Genomic DNA, 15314 nt, shown 5'->3' on the forward strand with positions numbered 1-15314 from the left:
GGTGCGCGGGGGACGCCGTGAATCCATCCCTGGAGGCTTGGCAGCCGCATCCATGCGGCTGACTGATCTGGCCCCCCGTCCGCGGACGCCAAGAGGCGATACTTTGATCGCACTTGGAGGTCCCCTTATGTCCCGTATCACCCGTCGTAGCTACACCGATGAGTTCAAGCACCAAGCCGTGGAGTTGGCCGAGTCGCTCGGGCCTGCCGCAGCGGCCCGTCAGCTGGAGATGTCGGTCAAGACGCTGGCAAATTGGATTGACGCGGTCCGTGCTGGCCGGTCGTTGACCTCTGAGGCCCGCAGGCCGGCCACTGACCTGGAAAGCGAGATCAGCCGCCTTCGGGCCGAGAACGCCAATCTGAAGATGGAGCGGGAAATCCTAAAAAAAGCGGCGGCGTTCTTTGCCAGAGAGTCCAAGTGAGGTACGCCTTCGTCGCCAGTCAAAGGACTCGCTACCCGACCAGGTTGCTGTGTCGGCTTTTTGGGGTTTCTGTCTCTGGATTCCATGACTACCTGCGCCGCCAGTGTGCCCAAACGTGCGATGTCGATTCGGCCCTCCGTACCGAGCTTCGGGCCATCCATGTGGCCAGCAAACGCAGTTATGGGCGGCGTCGGCTGGTCAGGGCCTTACGAGCCAGGAATCATCCAGTTGGCCACAAGCGCGTGGCACGGTTAATGGCCGAGGAGCGAATCCAGGGCAAGACCAAAGGCCGATTCCGGCCCAAATCCTCCGGCGGCTCATCTCAGCTCGCCCCCAACCTGCTGGATCGGCAATTTGCCCCCGGAACCGGACCGACGGCGTGGGTCGGAGATATCACGTATGTCCCCACCCGCCAGGGATGGCTGCATCTGGCCGTGGTCATCAGCGTCCAGACCCGGCAGGTGCTGGGCTACAGCGTTTCCAGGCGCCTGACTGAAGAACTGGTAGTGAAAGCATTCGCCAATGCCTGGGCTCTGCATCCACAACGACCTGGCCTGATCTTCCATTCCGATCGTGGCGGGCAGTACTGGGGGAACGAGTTTCGCCAGCTGCTGCAGTCCCATGACGTGGTCCAAAGCATGAGCCGGCCTGGCAATTGCTGGGACAACGCCGTGGTCGAGAGCTTCTTTGCGACGCTCAAGACAGAAGAGGCTGCCGAGCCTTACGCCAGTAAGGAACAAGCCAGCCAGTCCATCGCTGCTTACATCCACGGCTTCTACAATCCAGCCCGGCTACACTCGGCGCTGGGCTACCACTCGCCTAACAACTACGCCCGGCAGCTCCGGGCTGCCGCCTGAAACGGCTTCATGGCGTCCGTTTTCAGGGGGCCAGATCAGACACCCCCGCGAACCCAACCCGACCGGCCTCTGACAGATTTCGGTGGCCTGCCACCCACGGAGAAGAAAAAGAAGATCAAAAGCGGATCGCGCGCTGCGCTTGCTCGTGTAAAGCCGAGCCCATGCTCGGCTTCGCGGACCGGCCGCAAAGCAGCCGAGCGTGGGCTCGGCTCTACAAAAGGCAGCCTGCCAGGCTGCCTTTGCTTTTGATCTTCCTTTCTCTTCCGTGGATGGATGCGCACGGAACCTGTCCGTGGCCGGGCAGGTGGGCTGCGCAGGGGCGTGAGCCGCATGGATGCGGCGACCGAGCTTACATGGACGTACTTGCAGCGGCCCCTGCGCAGTCCACCTGCCCGGCCTCACTCATGAACTACTCTACGTGTCCACCCACGAGGGGCTTCGCCGTTGGCTGGAAACTACAACCCGATGCCGGCGTCGCCCTCGGGCTCCAGCGCCTTCACCAGCACTGCCGCCTGCGTTCGGCTATGGCACTCGAGCTTCTTCAGGATCGCGGTGACGTGCACCTTCACCGTGTTCTCGGCCAGCCCCAGCGTGTAGGCGATCTGCTTGTTGAGCAGGCCATCGGCCAGGCACAGCAGCACGCGGAACTGCTGCGGGGTCAGCTGGGCTAGGCGGCTGGCCAGCAGTGCGTCGGCCTCCGAGCGTTCGGCGGCCATCGCCGGGAACCACAGGCCACCATCCAGCACCGTCTGCACGGCCTCGCCGATGGTCTCCGCCGGGGCAGACTTCGGGATGAAACCGGCCGCGCCGAACTGCTGCGCGCGGCGGATCACCCGCGGATGGTCATTGGACGAGAGGATCACCACCGGAATGTCCGGATGCGAGCCACGCACGTGCAGCAGCGCGGAAAAACCATGTGCACCGGGCATGGTCAGGTCGAGCAGCACCAGGTCCACATCCGGCTGCGCGTCGAGCGCCTCAGCCAATGCCTCAGCGCTGGCGACCTCGCGTACCTGCGCCAGCGGCAGGCTCTGTCGCAATGACTGCACCACCGCCGAACGCAGCAGCGGGTGGTCATCGGCGATCAGGATGGTGTATTCGCTCATGCCGCCATTGTACGGGCAGGCCGCCGCGTCAGCGCCCTGCCGGCTCCACGCTGCTGCGCCAGGCATCAAGGAACTGGCGGCGCTTGAGCGCATCCAGGTACACCAGCAGGCCCGGGCCGAGCTGGATCGGACGACGGCTGCGGCCGGGCGCATCGTCGCCACGTGCGTTGCCGGTCACGATCGGCATCAGCCGCGCCTCGCGCGACAGCACCTGCTGGCCACGCGGTGACAGCAGGTAATCGAGGAAGCGCCGGGCTTCTTCCGGGTGTGGGCCGGTACGCGGAATCACCGCGGTGCGCAGCACCACCAGCGTGTAGTCCTCGGGCTCGACGATGGCCAGCGGCGCGCCGGCATCGACGCGTGCCTGCGCATAGGAGCCGAGCACGTTGTAGACCAGCGACAGCTGGCCGCTGGCCACCTTGTCCAGCAGTACGCCGGTGCGCTCCTCGCGGACCACGTCGTTGTCGCCGAGCGCACCCAGCAACGCGCCGGCGATGCTGCCACGCTGCGCATCCTGGGTCGCCAGCAGGTAGCCGACACTGCTGCGCTCGATGTCATAGGTGCCGACCTTCCCGCGCAGCGGTGCGCCCTCGGCGCGCAGCCGGTCCAGCAGCTGGCGGCGCGTGTGCGGCACCTTCGCCGACGGCAGTGCACGGGTGTTGTAGACCATCACCACCGGCTCGTAGCTGATGCCGAACGCCTCGTTGCGCCACTGTGCCCAGGCCGGCAGCGCAGCGGTCTGCGCCGAGCGATGTGGCAGCGCGTGGCCATCGTTGACCAGCTTGGTCTGCAGGTCCATGCCGCTGGAGATCAGCAGGTCCGGCGATGCCTGCCCGGCACGATCATGCAGGTACCGCGCGTACAGGTCCTGGGTGATGATGTCCTCGTACACCACCTCGGTGCCCGGGTGCAGGCGCTGGTAGTCGGCGATGACCACCGCGAACACTTCGATGTCGGTGGTGCCGTGGATGCGCAGCTGCGCGGTGGCGGCTCCCTGCGCAGGGAAACGGCGCACATCGCCCGGTGCGGCCAGCACCGGCAGGGCCAGCAGCAGGGCAACGGCCGTGGCGAACAGGCGGATCATGAACTGCTCCGGGGCAGGCGGATGGTGGCGATCAGCCCGCCCTGCGGGCGGTTGCTGAGGTCGATGCGGCCGCCATGGCTGTCGACCACGCGCTTGACGATGGCCAGGCCTAGCCCGGCACCGCCGGACGGCGCGCCTTCGCCACGCGCGAAGCGTTCGAACACGCGTTCGGCATCGGCGGCCGCGATGCCTGCGCCATGGTCGGCGATGGTCAGCACGGCCTGCCCGCCTTCCACGGTCAGCGCGATCTGCAACGGGCCCTCGCCGCCATACTTCAATGCGTTGTCGACCAGGTTCTTGATCGCCTCGCGCAGCAGCAGTGCATCGCCGTGCACCTGTACGGGTTCGGCGGTCATCGCCAGTTGCACACGAGGCGCAGGGGCGGCCTGCGGCAGCGCTTCATGCAGGGCCTGGTGCACGGTCTCGGCCAGGTCCACTGCAGCAAAGCGCTGCAGGTGCGAACGATGGATCACGCTGGCATCGCTGAGCAGCTGGTTGAGCAGCCGGCTCATGTGGGTGGCGTTGCGCTCGATCGCCTGCAGGCTGCGCCGCATGTCCTCAGGATCGTCGTCGTCCAGCGCCAACTGCGCCTGTGCACGCAATGCCGCCAGTGGCGTACGCATCTGGTGTGCGGCCTCGGCCATGAACGCGCGCAGTGTCTCGTTGCTGCTGGACAGGCGCTCCATGAAGCGGTTCAACGCGGCCACCATCTGGTCCATCTCACGCGGCACGCGGGCATCCAGCGGCTTCAGGTCGGAAGGCTCCCGTCGCGACAGCTCGCGTTCCACCCGCACCAGCGGACGGAATGCGCGATGCACGCCGAAGGCCACCAGCGCCAGCAGCAGGCCGGACAGCACGCCGATCGCCAACAGCGCGCGATTGACCATGTCCTGCGCGACGGCTTCCCGTGCACGCCGGGTCTGGCCAACCTGGACCTGTACCTCGCCCTGCGCCGACGCGGCGGCGAAACTGCGGCCGACCACCACGAAGCGCACGGTCTCGCCGCTGTAGGGGGCGTCAAACAGCTGCGGTTGCGTGCCGGGCCGGCGCGGCGGTGCCGGCAGATCGCCGTAGCCGGTGATCAGGTTGCCGCGGTTGTCGGCCACCCGATAGAACACGCGGTCTTCCGGCGCCATCGCCAGCAGGTCCAACGCCGCATACGGCAGATCGACCTGCCACTGGCCATCGACCAGGGCCACCGAATCGGCAATGGACAGCGCCGAGGACACCAGCAGGTGATCGTAGGATCGATTGGCGGCGCGCTGGCCGTAATCGCGCGCGGCGAACAGCAGGGCCACTGCGAACACCGCCAGCAGCACACCGAGGTAGAGCAGCAGCGTGCGCCGCAGCGAGCCCGGCGCGGCCGTTGCAGCGCGCATGTCAGCCATCGGCGTCGGCACTGGCGTCGCTGGCTTCCAGCAGATAGCCCACGCCACGCACCGTAGTGATACGCAGCGGTGCGCCGGCCAGCTTCTTTCTCAGGCGGCCAACGTACAACTCGATGGCATTCGGGCCCGCTTCGTCATCGAAGCCGAACAGGCCGTTGCCGATCTCGTCCTTGCCGACCACCTGGCCAAGGCGGCCGACCAGGATCTCCAGCAGGCGGTATTCGCGGTTGGGCAGTTCGATCGGCTCCCCGTCGAGGCTGACCCGGTGCGCAGCATTGTCGAACTGGAAGCCGCCGATCTGCACCACTTCGCTGGCCTGGCCGCGCGCACGCCGCAGCAGCACGCGGCAGCGCGCTTCGAACTCGCGGAAATCGAACGGCTTGCCCAGGTAGTCGTCGGCGCCGACGTCCAGCGCCTGCACGCGATCTTCGATGCCATCGCGCGCGGTCAGCATCAGCACCGGCGTGCTATCGCCGCGCTCGCGCATGCCGGCCAGCACGCGCAGGCCATCGAGCTTGGGCAGGCCGATATCCAGCACCACCAGGTCGAAGCTCTGGTAGCGCAGCACGCTGGCGGCGGCCAGGCCATCGGCCTGCCAGTCCACGGCATGCCCGCTGCGGCGCATGCGACGGATGATCGCATCGGCCAGATCCGGGTTGTCTTCGACCAGCAGCAGGCGCATGGGCACACGGGTGGGAGGGGAAACGAATGCTACCGCATGCCGCCGCTGACCTTGCCGGGCGTGGCCCCGTGAGCGCAGCGGCCGGTTTTACGCTGCACCGCACAAACCGTTGACAGGACGATGACAGCTTGCCCGACCCAGACTGCGGCCGCGCACCGTCCGGTGCCCACGATTGCCGCGCGCCTGGCGCGCACCTGGGAGGGTTTGTGGAATTCACGTTTGCCTGGCGGCGTCCTGCCGCCATGATGGCTCTGGCTGCCCTGTCGGCGCCGGCCTTCGCCGCCGAAGACGACCGTCCGGTCACCGCCACCCTCGGTGGCCGCCTGCACCTGGACTTCGCCACCTTCGACAACGACAACCGCGGCACGCCGAACAAGGACGACACCGAGATCCGCCGTGCCTGGGTCGATGTGTCCGGCAAGTTCTTCGTGGTCGACTACAAGCTGGAAGCCGACTTCTCCGGCGACCGCGTCGAGGCCAAGGACGTGTACCTGGCACGCAGCTTCGGCAAGGCCGGCAAGCTGACCGTCGGCCAGTTCAAGCAGTACTTCTCGCTGGATGACCGCACGAGCTCCAACTACGGCAGCTTCCTGGAGCGCGGCAACGCCGGCACCACGCTGGCGCCGCTGTACCGCCTGGGTGCGTCGTGGCAGGCCAACCCGGGGGACTTCACCTGGGCCGCCAGCCTCTACAGCCTGGAGAGCATCGACGCCTGGCAGGTGAAGGGCCGCGCCGCCGGTGGCCGCGTCACCTGGGCACCTTCGCCCAGCGAGGGCGACGTGCTGCACCTGGGCCTGTCGCTGGCCCGCGAGGCCTATGACAACCCCGGCGCCAACGGCACCCCGGGCCTGAGCATCCGCCCGCGCCCGGCCGGCCATCTGTCCGATGAAAGCCGCCTGACCCTGGTCAACTTCTCCGCCGGCCGCGATACCGACGTCAACAAGTGGTCGCTGGAATACGCGCAGGTGCGCGGCCCGCTGTCGTGGCAGGGCGAATTCAGTGGCGCCACCTTCGATGACGGCGCCCAGCGTGGCGACGTGATGGCGGCCTACGGCATGCTCAGCTGGTTCGTCACCGGCGAAAGCCGCGCCTACGACCGCAAGACCGGCCGCTTCGCGCGGGTGAAGGACATCCGCCACAAGGCCGGTGCCTTCGAAGTGGCGCTGCGCTACGACCAGATGTGGGGCGCACAGCACCTCGACGGTGCACCCGACCTGCGCCGCGGCAGCACCGAAGCGTGGACGCTGGGCGGCAACTGGTACCTGCGCGACAACCTGCGCTTCATGCTCAACGTGATCGAAAGCCGCAACCGCGACCGCCTGGCCGGGGTCACGGTGGACCGCACGCGCGCGGTCACCGGCCGCCTGCAGTACGACTTCTAAGCCCGGCATCCCGGGCACGCCGCCCGGGCCCCTTCCACTCCCCCACGTCCTGTTTTCGCAAGGAGTCCGCAGATGATGCTGAGCATCCTCGGCTTTGGCATGGTCATTACGTTCATGTACTTGATCATGAGCAAACGCCTGTCGCCGCTCGTCGCCCTGATCACCATCCCCATCCTGTTCGCGCTGATCGGTGGCTTCGGCGCCGGCATCGACGAGATGATGCTGGAGGGCATCAAGAAGATCGCGCCGACCGGCGTGATGCTGATGTTCGCCATCCTCTACTTCGGCGTGATGATCGACGCCGGCCTGTTCGATCCGCTGGTGCGGGTGATCCTGCGCTTCGTCAAGGGTGATCCGATGAAGATCGTGCTCGGCACCGCGGTGCTGGCGATGCTGATCTCGCTCGACGGCGATGGCTCGACCACCTACATGATCACCGTCTCGGCGATGCTGCCGCTGTACCAGCGCCTCGGCATGAACGCGCTGAACATGACCTGCGTGACCATCCTCGCCGGCGGCGTGATGAACCTGACCCCGTGGGGCGGCCCGACCGCACGCGCGGCCACCGCGCTGCACGTGGACCCGGCCGATGTGTTCGTGCCGCTGATCCCGTCGATGGTGATCGCCTGTGCCGGCGTGCTGCTGCTGGCCTGGTACCTGGGCCTGAAGGAACGCCGTCGCCTCGGCGTGGTGACCCTGCCCAAGGGCGGCAGCTGGATGGACAACAGCGTGTCCGACGACAGCAACCCGCTGCCGACCGTGGAAGACGCCGAGGACATCAAGCGTCCGAAGCTGCTGTGGGTCAACCTGGCCCTGACCGTGGCGCTGATGACCGCGCTGATCATCGGCGTGCTGCCGATGCCGGTGCTGTTCATGGTCGGCTTCGCCATCGCCCTGGTGATCAACTACCCGAACCTGGCCGAGCAGCGCCGCCGCGTGGTCAACCATGCCGGCAACGTACTGTCGGTGGTGTCGCTGATCTTCGCTGCAGGCATCTTCACCGGCATCCTCAACAACACCGGCATGGTCGAAGCGATGTCGCACAGCTTCCTGGCGGTGATTCCGGAATCGTGGGGTCCGTACCTGGCGGTGATCACCGCAGTGGCGTCGATGCCGTTCACCTTCTTCATGTCCAACGACGCGTTCTACTTCGGCGTGCTGCCGATCCTGTCCGAGGCCGCCGGCAACTACGGCATCACCCCGGTGGAAATGGCGCGCGCCTCGCTGGCCGGCCAGCCGGTGCACCTGCTCAGCCCGCTGGTGCCGTCCACCTACCTGCTGGTGGGCCTGGCCAAGGTCGAGTTCGCCGACCACCAGAAGTTCACCCTGAAGTGGGCCATCGCCATCTCGATGCTGCTGATGGTCGGCAGCCTGCTGTTCGGCCTGTACCCCCTCGCCGCCTGACCCTTTGCAAGGAGCCTTCTGCAATGACGCTTCGAATCGCTTACGTCACCAGCGGCATGGGCAGTGTCGGCACTGCCATCTGCCAGAGCCTGGCCCGCAGCGGCCACACCGTGGTCGCCGGTTGCGCGCCGAACTCGCCGCGCAAGGCCAACTGGCTGCGCGAGCAGCGCGAACAGGGCTTCGACTTCATCGCCTCCGAAGGCAACGCGACCGACTGGGCCTCGACCAGCGCCGCGTTCGCCAAGGTGCGCGCCGAAGTCGGTGAAGTGGATGTACTGGTCAACAACTCCGGCGGCAGCCGCGACCTGCTGTTCCGGCAGATGACGGTGGAGGACTGGAACGCGGTGATCGCCTCCAACCTCAATTCGCTGTTCAACCTGACCAAGCAGGTGGTCGACGGCATGGCCACGCGCGGCTGGGGCCGCATCATCAACATCGGTTCGGTCAGTGCGCACAAGGGCCAGATCGGACAGGTGAACTACGCCACCGCCAAGGCCGCGATGCATGGATTCAGCCGTGCGCTGGCCGCGGAAGTGGCCTCGCGCGGGGTGACCGTCAACACGCTGTCGCCGGGCTACATCGCCAGCCAGGCGATCAGCAGCTTCCCGCCGGATGTACTGGATCGGCTGGCCGCTTCGGTGCCGGTGCGTCGCTTGGGCCGTCCCGAGGAAGTGGCCGGCCTGTGCGCCTGGCTGGCGTCGGATGAGGCCTCGTATGTGACCGGTGCCGACTATCCGGTCAACGGTGGCCTGTACATGGGTTGAGCCCTCCTCCACGCGACGCGTGGAGCGCCTCCCCCACGGAGTGCGCCGGGGCCGGAGAACCTTCGCTCGCGAGGGGGATCCGGCCCCTTTTTTGTTTCTGCATTTTCGGGACGCATTGCCCGATACATCGGCAGAACCGGTGCTATACCTGCCAACGCTCGCTGAGCCCGATGGATGAACGGCCGGAATCGCGGATCAAGGAGGTTGGCATGCGTGCATTGCTGATTGCGCTTCTTGTGGTCGCCACCCCGCCACTGGCGGCCACCCCACCTGCTGCCAGTGCGGATGAGGCGGATGCAACATGGCGGCTGGTGGAGCGCTGGTCCTTGCAGCTGTCACGCTCTGACCTTGTCGCGCAGCTATCACCTCTGGTCCCGGTCGGCTCGCGTTCGGAAGCAAGAATGGGCCGGGGCGACAGCGCCACCATCGATCTGGCGCCATTCGTGGTCGCTGGGAGGATCAAGGGGCCTTCTGGCCAGATCTACACCGATGCGTCGGGGCGAATCATCAAAGGCATCACGCTGTCGCTGGGCGGCGCCTGCATCTCGCGAAGGCAGATGGGTCGTCGCTACCCCGACTTCAACGTCCTTTCCGTCCCGTCCGGGCATAGTCTGGACGAGTCGACGGTGTTCGGCACGGTAGTGAACGGCATCCAGATCGGGTTCTCATTCTCCGAACATGATCGTGACTGCATGGACCAGCTCAAATTCGGCTGGCCCGGTGAGCGCTTCTGATTCCCACCGGCACACCGCCATGACGAACATGTTGCAGGACACGCACCACAGCCCTGCACCGTTCGTTGGTTTTTCGTAAAGAAGGTTTCATGTTCCGTTCGCATAGTGGCCATGCACCGCGCACGCATGCCGGTGACCACCCCCAATGCAACGGACCACCATGCAGACCCGACACCTGACGATCGCCGTGGCGATCGCGCTCTCCGCCGCCGCCAGCGCCCATGCCGCCAACGCCGCCGATACCGGCGCCAGCACCGAGGCCGCGCTGAGCGCGCAGACGCTGGATACCGTCTCCGTGATCGGCCAGGGCGAGACCCGCCAGGTGCAGCGCATCACCGCCGTCGACAAGCAGGTGCTGCCGCCGGGCACCAGCGGCCAGAAGATCCTCGATCGCCTGCCGGGCGTGTCGGTGCAGTCCAACGATGCCTTCGGCGCCAACGAGGAATCGCAGACCATCAGCCTGCGTGGCTTCGACAAGAGCCGCCTCGGCTACACGCTGGACGGCATCCCGCTGGGCGACAACAGCTACGGCAACTACAACGGCCTGAGCATCGCCCGCGCGATCATCGCCGAGAACCTGGCCGGTGCCGAGCTGTCGCAGGGCATCGGTTCACTGGGCGTGGCCTCGACCAGCAACCTGGGCGGCACCATCCAGTACTTCTCGATGGACCCCTCCACCGAATTCGGTGGTCGCGCCAGCGTCACCGTCGGCGACAACAACCAGCGCCGTGGCTACCTGCGCGTAGATACCGGCGACATCAACGGCTTCTCGGCCTATGTGTCCGGCGTGCACCAGGACCAGGACATGTGGGCCGCGCCGTACCAGAACCAGACCACCCGCCAGTTCAACGCCAAGGCGGTGTGGAATGTCGGCGACCACCGCTTCGGTGCGTTCGTGGCCACCTCGCGCGCCAGCCAGGCCAACTACGCCTACCTGTCCAAGGACATGCTGGCCCGCGGCCTGGGCTATGACTGGAACATCTACGCACCGGACTGGGATCGCGCCGTCGCTGCCGCGTACTGCGCGCCGGGCACCTACAACAAGGCACGCTGCGCGTTCAGCGGCGGCGTCAACAGCATCGACGATGCGTACTACCAGAGCCGCGCGCTGCGTGACGACAACCTGTATTCGGTGGATGCCGACCTGCGCCTGGGCGAGCAGGGCCGCCTGAAGCTGCTGGCTTACCACCACGACAACCGTGGCCAGGGCCACTGGTGGGCACCGGGCCAGCCGTCCTACCCGGGCACCGACAAGATGCTGCCGATCTCGATCCGCAGCACCAACTACACGATCAACCGCGATGGCCTGACCGCCGCGCTGTCGTGGACGGTGGGCATCCACGAACTGGAAGCCGGCCTGTGGTACGAGCAGAACGACCACAACGTCTCGCGCAACTTCTACTACATCAGTGGCCCGTTCCTGGACGACCTGTACCTGAAGAACCCGGACCGCCTGCTGTTCAACCAGGACTTCGACATCCGCACGCGCCAGTTCTACGTGCAGGACCGCATGCGCTTCCTGGACCAGCGCCTGACCGTGGACGTGGGCATCAAGAGCCCCAACACCCGCATGCGCGCCACTGCCAAGCCGGGCGTAGAAACCAGCATCGCCTCGGGCACGCTGACCGCCAAGGAATCGGTGCTGCCGCAGGTGGGCGTGGGCTTCAAGCTCAACGCCAACAACGAGCTGTTCGCCTCGTATGCCGAGAACATCGCCGCCTTCGTCGGCGGTGGCAGCGGCGGCCCGCTGCAGGTGTCGCCGGAATCGTTCGCGGCCAGCGCCGGGCTGGAACCGGAGAAGTCCAAGAGCCTGGAAGCCGGCTTCCGTACCTTCGGCGAGAAATACCAGGCCTCGATCGCCGCCTACAACGTGAAGTTCGACAACCGCCTGCTGTCGCTGAACCCGTGCTCGAGCATCGAAGTCGGCACGCGTCCGGAGTGCGTGACGCGCTTCATCAACGTCGGTTCGGTGAAGAGCTACGGTGCGGAACTGACCTTCATCTTCAAGCCGATCGACGGCCTGCAGTGGTACAACGCGCTGTCCTGGAACAAGACCACCTACGAGGATGACTACACCTCGGGCGGCGCGATCGTTCCGGTGGCCGGCAAGATCACGGTGGATACGCCGCAGCGCATGGCCTCCAGCGAAATCAGCTGGAACCGCGACGGCTTCTTCGCCAGCCTGCGTGCGAAGTACACCGGCAAGCGCTACTACACCTACACCAACGACCAGTCGGTGCCGGGCGTGACCACCTTCGACGCCGGTGCGGGCTACGACTTCGGCCCGGGCCTGGGCCTGCGCAACGTGCGGGTGTCGTTGAACGCGACCAACCTGACCAACAAGCGCTACGCCGGCCAGCTGAGCTCGTTCGCACCGACTGATCCGAAGGGCACGCGCTATGCGATCCATGCGAGTGCACCGCGGCAGCTGTTCATGACGGTGGCGGCGGAGTTCTAAATCGAAAGCGGGCGCTGCGGCGCGTTGATTGTTCCTGCATGGCGTGGGTAGGCAGGCCCATGCAGGACACGCCGTAAATCCATCCATGGGGGCTCGATCGGCGCATCCATGCGCCTCACGGTCCTGCATGGGCCTGCCTACCCACGCTGGACAGTTCCCCGCGCCGGCGCGGAGGCAATGAAAAGCAAGAGCAAAAGCAAAGAGCCGGGCATTGCCCGGCTCTTTGCTTTTCAAGCTCTTCAAGCGCAATCCCTCTGGTGGATTGCTGGCCGTCTCGCGGGAAATTGTCTGGAGCGGGGGGCTTGCGCTGGCCAGGACCGTCCACGGCATGGATGCCGTGGCCGAGCCTACAGGGACGTACTTGCGGCGCGTCCTGGCCAGCGCATGCCCCCCGCTCTCCCCGATATCAATCGAGACGCCACAAGCCGCCAACGCATTTCATTCCGGCGCCAGCTGGTCCATCCGTATCCGGTTGGCGAACAGCGAGAACGCCAGCATGCCGGCCAGGCCGTTCGCCCGGCTCACCCAGTGCGGCAGCCAGCGCGGTGGCTTCAGTACACCCGCCTCGAACAGCGGCGCGAACGCGATCGCATCGGTCAGGCTCATCTTGCCCGCGAACAACCAGCGGCAGACCTGCAGGCGATCCTCGGCCAGCATGTGGCGGAAGAAGGTGTGCACCGACACCAGGCCGCGCAGGTACACCGTGTCCTTGGTGAACGCCAGGCCGCCACTCGGCGGCACGCCGCGGAACACGCGCTGTGCCGAGGCGAAGCTCTCTTCCGTGTTCTGCCCGGCATCGCAGAAATAGCGGAACACTTCGATGAAATCAGCGCCTTCGCGTGCCATCGCAATCGCTTCGGTACGCAGGCTGATGCGCTTCAGGCGTTCGATGTCGATGCTGCCGGTGATCTGCTCGGCGAAGGTGGCCAACCCTTCCTGGGTTGCCGTCACCCGCGGCGAGGACAATGCCAGGCTCGGCAGCACCGGCTGTTCGCGCCCGTTCAACGCGGTCAGCGAATGCACCAGCGCTTCATGGTGGAACAGCTGCGCGCGGTCGTAGGCGCTGAAGCGCGCACTGGTGCGCAGGCGGATGCGGGTCGGGCCGGCAGCGGCCTTGGACACCAGTTCCGGGTCGAGCTGCACCTGGATGATGCGTGATTCGAAGAAGGCGTCCAGATCGTTCTGCAGCTGCAGCTGCAACGCAATGGCCGAGACCGGCACCTGCTCTTCCGGTGCCAGCAGTTCGTGGTCCAGCTCGGCGGCGATCTGGATGAAGTGGCGCGCCGCTTCGCGCGTGCTCGGGCCATTGCCCGGCAGCGGTTGCTCCGGCGCGCCGAACAGCTGCACCGAACAGGTATCGACGGCGGCGGTACCCAGCCCCTCAAGCAGCTGCGCGGCCAGGTCCCAGCTCTGCGCCGACTGCCGCACGTAGTGGCCGAGTGGATGGCTGTCGTCGCAGTCGGCAGCGATCGCGGCCAGCGCGCGGCGCTCTTCGCTGAAGTCGAGCCGGGGGTAATCCACCTTTGGCAGCACCGGCTGGCCGCGCGCCACGCTGTCCAGGAACGGTGCCTGCAGCGTGGCCGGCCAACTGGTCAGACCCAGCAGCCGGATGCCTCCCACGGCCTCGACCAGGCGCGCATCGAGCGCTGCATGGTGGGCCACCTCACGGTCCAGCGTCGCGGTCGGTTCCATGCGCGGACTATAGCGCTCTGCTCTTGCTTTGGGACGGGCGGAGCATCGGGCAGCTGCCAGCCTTGGTTGGCACCTACCATGAGCAGGCAAAGGCAGGCTTCGGACACATTCGTGCCAACCAAGGTTGGCACCTACCATGAGCGGGCAAAGGCAGGCTTCGGACCCATTCGTGCCAACCAAGGTTGGCACCCACCAGGAACAGGTTTCCGGCACCGCGGAGTCAGCGCCGGCGCGGCTTGCCTGCCGGACGGAACTGCTGGCCCTTGCCCTTCTTGCCGCCGCGCTCCTGCGCGGTCTCGGCCTGGCGTACTGCCAGCTTGGCGGCAGCGGCGGCCACTTCTTCCTTCAGTTTGAAGTAGTTCAGCAGCCGGCTTTCTTCGATCTCACCCGCCTCGATCGCCGCACGTACGGCACAGCCCGGTTCCTGCTGGTGCTTGCAGTCGTTGAAACGGCACTGTGCGGCCAGCGCTTCGATGTCGGCGAAGCCACCTTCGGACAGCGTTTCTTCGCCGGTCGGCTTCAGCTCGCGCATGCCGGGGGTGTCGATCAGGCAGGCGCCGGTCGGCAGCGGCATCAGCGCGCGATGGGTGGTGGTGTGGCGGCCGCGCGAATCATTGGCACGCACCGCGTTGGTCTTCATCCGCTGCTCGCCGAGCAGGGTGTTGGTCAATGTGGACTTGCCGGCACCGGAGGAACCGACCAGCACCACGGTGCGGCCCGGGCCCAGCCACGGTTGCAGCACCGCCACGCTGCCGGCATCCAGGCCATTGATCGCATGCAGCGCGATGCCCTGCATCTCCAGCTCTTCCAGCACCGCCAGCGCATCCTCGCTGTACTCGGTCTGGTCGGCCTTGGTCAGCACCACCACCGGTTCGGCACCGCCACCGCCGACCAGCAGGAGGTAGCGTTCGATGCGGCGCGGATTGAAGTCGGCATCCAGGCCGCAGACGATGAACACCGTATCGATGTTGGCCGCGATCACCTGCTGGTGGTAGTGCTCACCGGCGGCGCCACGCTTGATCGCGGTGCGACGCGGCAGCAGCGCGACGATGCGGATGCCGTCCAGCAGCACCCAGTCACCCACGGCCGGCCGCTCATGGCTGGGGAAGCGCGGGCGCTGCCATTCCGGCAACGACTCGGCCTTGATCGCCGCATCCGGGCCATCGGCCACCACGTAGTGGGTGCGGTGCTGTTCGATCACCCGCGCCGGGCGGGCCTGCGGGTGCGCGGCCATCATGGCCTGCCAGTCGGCCTGCTGCGCCGGGCCCGGCCAGGGCCAGCCGATGGTCTGCAGGGCGATGAAATCGGGGGTCTGGGTCATCGCCGCCATTCTACCTGCGCC

At 66.6% G+C, this 15314-nt stretch carries 13 protein-coding genes; 7 read left to right on the forward strand and 6 right to left on the reverse strand.

What is annotated here, in order from left to right:
• The first annotated feature begins 127 nt into the window (after positions 1-127).
• Together ACUZUJ_RS18385 and ACUZUJ_RS18390 are read left to right on the forward strand one after the other, a co-directional pair.
• Positions 128-421: a transposase gene (locus ACUZUJ_RS18385; protein ID WP_087921478.1), complete on the forward strand. Its 294-nt coding sequence runs from the start codon at positions 128-130 to the stop codon at positions 419-421.
• Positions 418-1278, forward strand: coding sequence for an IS3 family transposase (locus ACUZUJ_RS18390; RefSeq protein WP_101764920.1), 861 nt, complete (start codon positions 418-420; stop codon positions 1276-1278). The genes ACUZUJ_RS18385 and ACUZUJ_RS18390 overlap by 4 nt, the downstream gene beginning before the upstream one ends.
• 455 nt (positions 1279-1733) lie before the next feature.
• Here ACUZUJ_RS18390 and ACUZUJ_RS18395 read toward each other — a convergent pair whose 3' ends face one another.
• From ACUZUJ_RS18395 to ACUZUJ_RS18410, 4 genes are read right to left on the reverse strand one after another with little or no spacing between them, the layout of a single operon-like run.
• Positions 1734-2384: a response regulator gene (locus ACUZUJ_RS18395; RefSeq protein WP_049442935.1), complete on the reverse strand. Its 651-nt coding sequence runs from the start codon at positions 2382-2384 to the stop codon at positions 1734-1736.
• Between the two features lie 28 nt (positions 2385-2412).
• Entirely contained in the window at positions 2413-3468 is a 1056-nt protein-coding gene (locus tag ACUZUJ_RS18400; RefSeq protein WP_049442903.1) for an ABC transporter substrate-binding protein, read from the reverse strand.
• Complete coding sequence (locus ACUZUJ_RS18405; RefSeq protein WP_101766049.1) at positions 3465-4856, reverse strand: sensor histidine kinase; 1392 nt, start codon at positions 4854-4856, stop codon at positions 3465-3467. Before ACUZUJ_RS18405 ends, ACUZUJ_RS18400 begins: the two co-directional genes overlap by 4 nt.
• The gene (locus tag ACUZUJ_RS18410; protein ID WP_014038433.1) at positions 4849-5538 is read right to left on the reverse strand and encodes a response regulator transcription factor; all 690 of its coding nucleotides are present in this window, start codon (positions 5536-5538) and stop codon (positions 4849-4851) included. The genes ACUZUJ_RS18405 and ACUZUJ_RS18410 overlap by 8 nt, the downstream gene beginning before the upstream one ends.
• Before the next feature lie 242 nt (positions 5539-5780).
• Here ACUZUJ_RS18410 and ACUZUJ_RS18415 point away from each other — a divergent pair, with 242 nt between their 5' ends.
• From ACUZUJ_RS18415 to ACUZUJ_RS18435, 5 genes are all read left to right on the forward strand, one after another.
• Positions 5781-6920, forward strand: a complete 1140-nt coding sequence (locus ACUZUJ_RS18415; protein WP_101766050.1) for an OprO/OprP family phosphate-selective porin — start codon at positions 5781-5783, stop codon at positions 6918-6920.
• Positions 6921-6995: 75 nt separating this feature from the next.
• A complete protein-coding gene (locus tag ACUZUJ_RS18420) occupies positions 6996-8324 on the forward strand; it encodes a CitMHS family transporter (RefSeq protein ID WP_012481220.1) in 1329 nt (442 codons plus the stop codon).
• Positions 8325-8347: 23 nt separating this feature from the next.
• A complete protein-coding gene (gene phbB / locus ACUZUJ_RS18425; protein ID WP_012481221.1) occupies positions 8348-9088 on the forward strand; it encodes an acetoacetyl-CoA reductase in 741 nt (246 codons plus the stop codon).
• Positions 9089-9297: 209 nt separating this feature from the next.
• Positions 9298-9822 (forward strand): hypothetical protein, encoded by a 525-nt coding sequence (locus ACUZUJ_RS18430; RefSeq protein WP_135966809.1) that lies wholly within the window; start codon positions 9298-9300, stop codon positions 9820-9822.
• A 160-nt stretch (positions 9823-9982) separates the two neighbouring features.
• Positions 9983-12280 (forward strand): TonB-dependent receptor, encoded by a 2298-nt coding sequence (locus ACUZUJ_RS18435; protein ID WP_101766051.1) that lies wholly within the window; start codon positions 9983-9985, stop codon positions 12278-12280.
• A 438-nt stretch (positions 12281-12718) separates the two neighbouring features.
• On the opposite strand, the gene ACUZUJ_RS18440 is transcribed toward ACUZUJ_RS18435, so the two are convergent.
• Complete coding sequence (locus ACUZUJ_RS18440; protein ID WP_049442898.1) at positions 12719-13972, reverse strand: flavohemoglobin expression-modulating QEGLA motif protein; 1254 nt, start codon at positions 13970-13972, stop codon at positions 12719-12721.
• A 220-nt stretch (positions 13973-14192) separates the two neighbouring features.
• Positions 14193-15302: a ribosome small subunit-dependent GTPase A gene (rsgA, locus tag ACUZUJ_RS18445; protein ID WP_119006768.1), complete on the reverse strand. Its 1110-nt coding sequence runs from the start codon at positions 15300-15302 to the stop codon at positions 14193-14195.
• Positions 15303-15314: the final 12 nt, after the last annotated feature.

It is taken from the genome of Stenotrophomonas sp. S4, assembly GCF_054187805.2.

Excerpts from the sequence above, each read along its gene's own strand:
- ACUZUJ_RS18385 (WP_087921478.1), top strand. The coding sequence starts at position 128 with ATGTCCCGTATCACCCGTCGTAGCTACACCGATGAGTTCAAGCACCAA.
- ACUZUJ_RS18395 (WP_049442935.1), bottom strand. The coding sequence starts at position 2,384 with ATGAGCGAATACACCATCCTGATCGCCGATGACCACCCGCTGCTGCGT.
- ACUZUJ_RS18400 (WP_049442903.1), bottom strand. The coding sequence starts at position 3,468 with ATGATCCGCCTGTTCGCCACGGCCGTTGCCCTGCTGCTGGCCCTGCCG.
- ACUZUJ_RS18405 (WP_101766049.1), bottom strand. The coding sequence starts at position 4,856 with ATGGCTGACATGCGCGCTGCAACGGCCGCGCCGGGCTCGCTGCGGCGC.
- ACUZUJ_RS18410 (WP_014038433.1), bottom strand. The coding sequence starts at position 5,538 with ATGCGCCTGCTGCTGGTCGAAGACAACCCGGATCTGGCCGATGCGATC.
- ACUZUJ_RS18415 (WP_101766050.1), top strand. The coding sequence starts at position 5,781 with ATGATGGCTCTGGCTGCCCTGTCGGCGCCGGCCTTCGCCGCCGAAGAC.
- ACUZUJ_RS18420 (WP_012481220.1), top strand. The coding sequence starts at position 6,996 with ATGCTGAGCATCCTCGGCTTTGGCATGGTCATTACGTTCATGTACTTG.
- phbB (WP_012481221.1), top strand. The coding sequence starts at position 8,348 with ATGACGCTTCGAATCGCTTACGTCACCAGCGGCATGGGCAGTGTCGGC.
- ACUZUJ_RS18430 (WP_135966809.1), top strand. The coding sequence starts at position 9,298 with ATGCGTGCATTGCTGATTGCGCTTCTTGTGGTCGCCACCCCGCCACTG.
- ACUZUJ_RS18435 (WP_101766051.1), top strand. The coding sequence starts at position 9,983 with ATGCAGACCCGACACCTGACGATCGCCGTGGCGATCGCGCTCTCCGCC.
- ACUZUJ_RS18440 (WP_049442898.1), bottom strand. The coding sequence starts at position 13,972 with ATGGAACCGACCGCGACGCTGGACCGTGAGGTGGCCCACCATGCAGCG.
- rsgA (WP_119006768.1), bottom strand. The coding sequence starts at position 15,302 with ATGGCGGCGATGACCCAGACCCCCGATTTCATCGCCCTGCAGACCATC.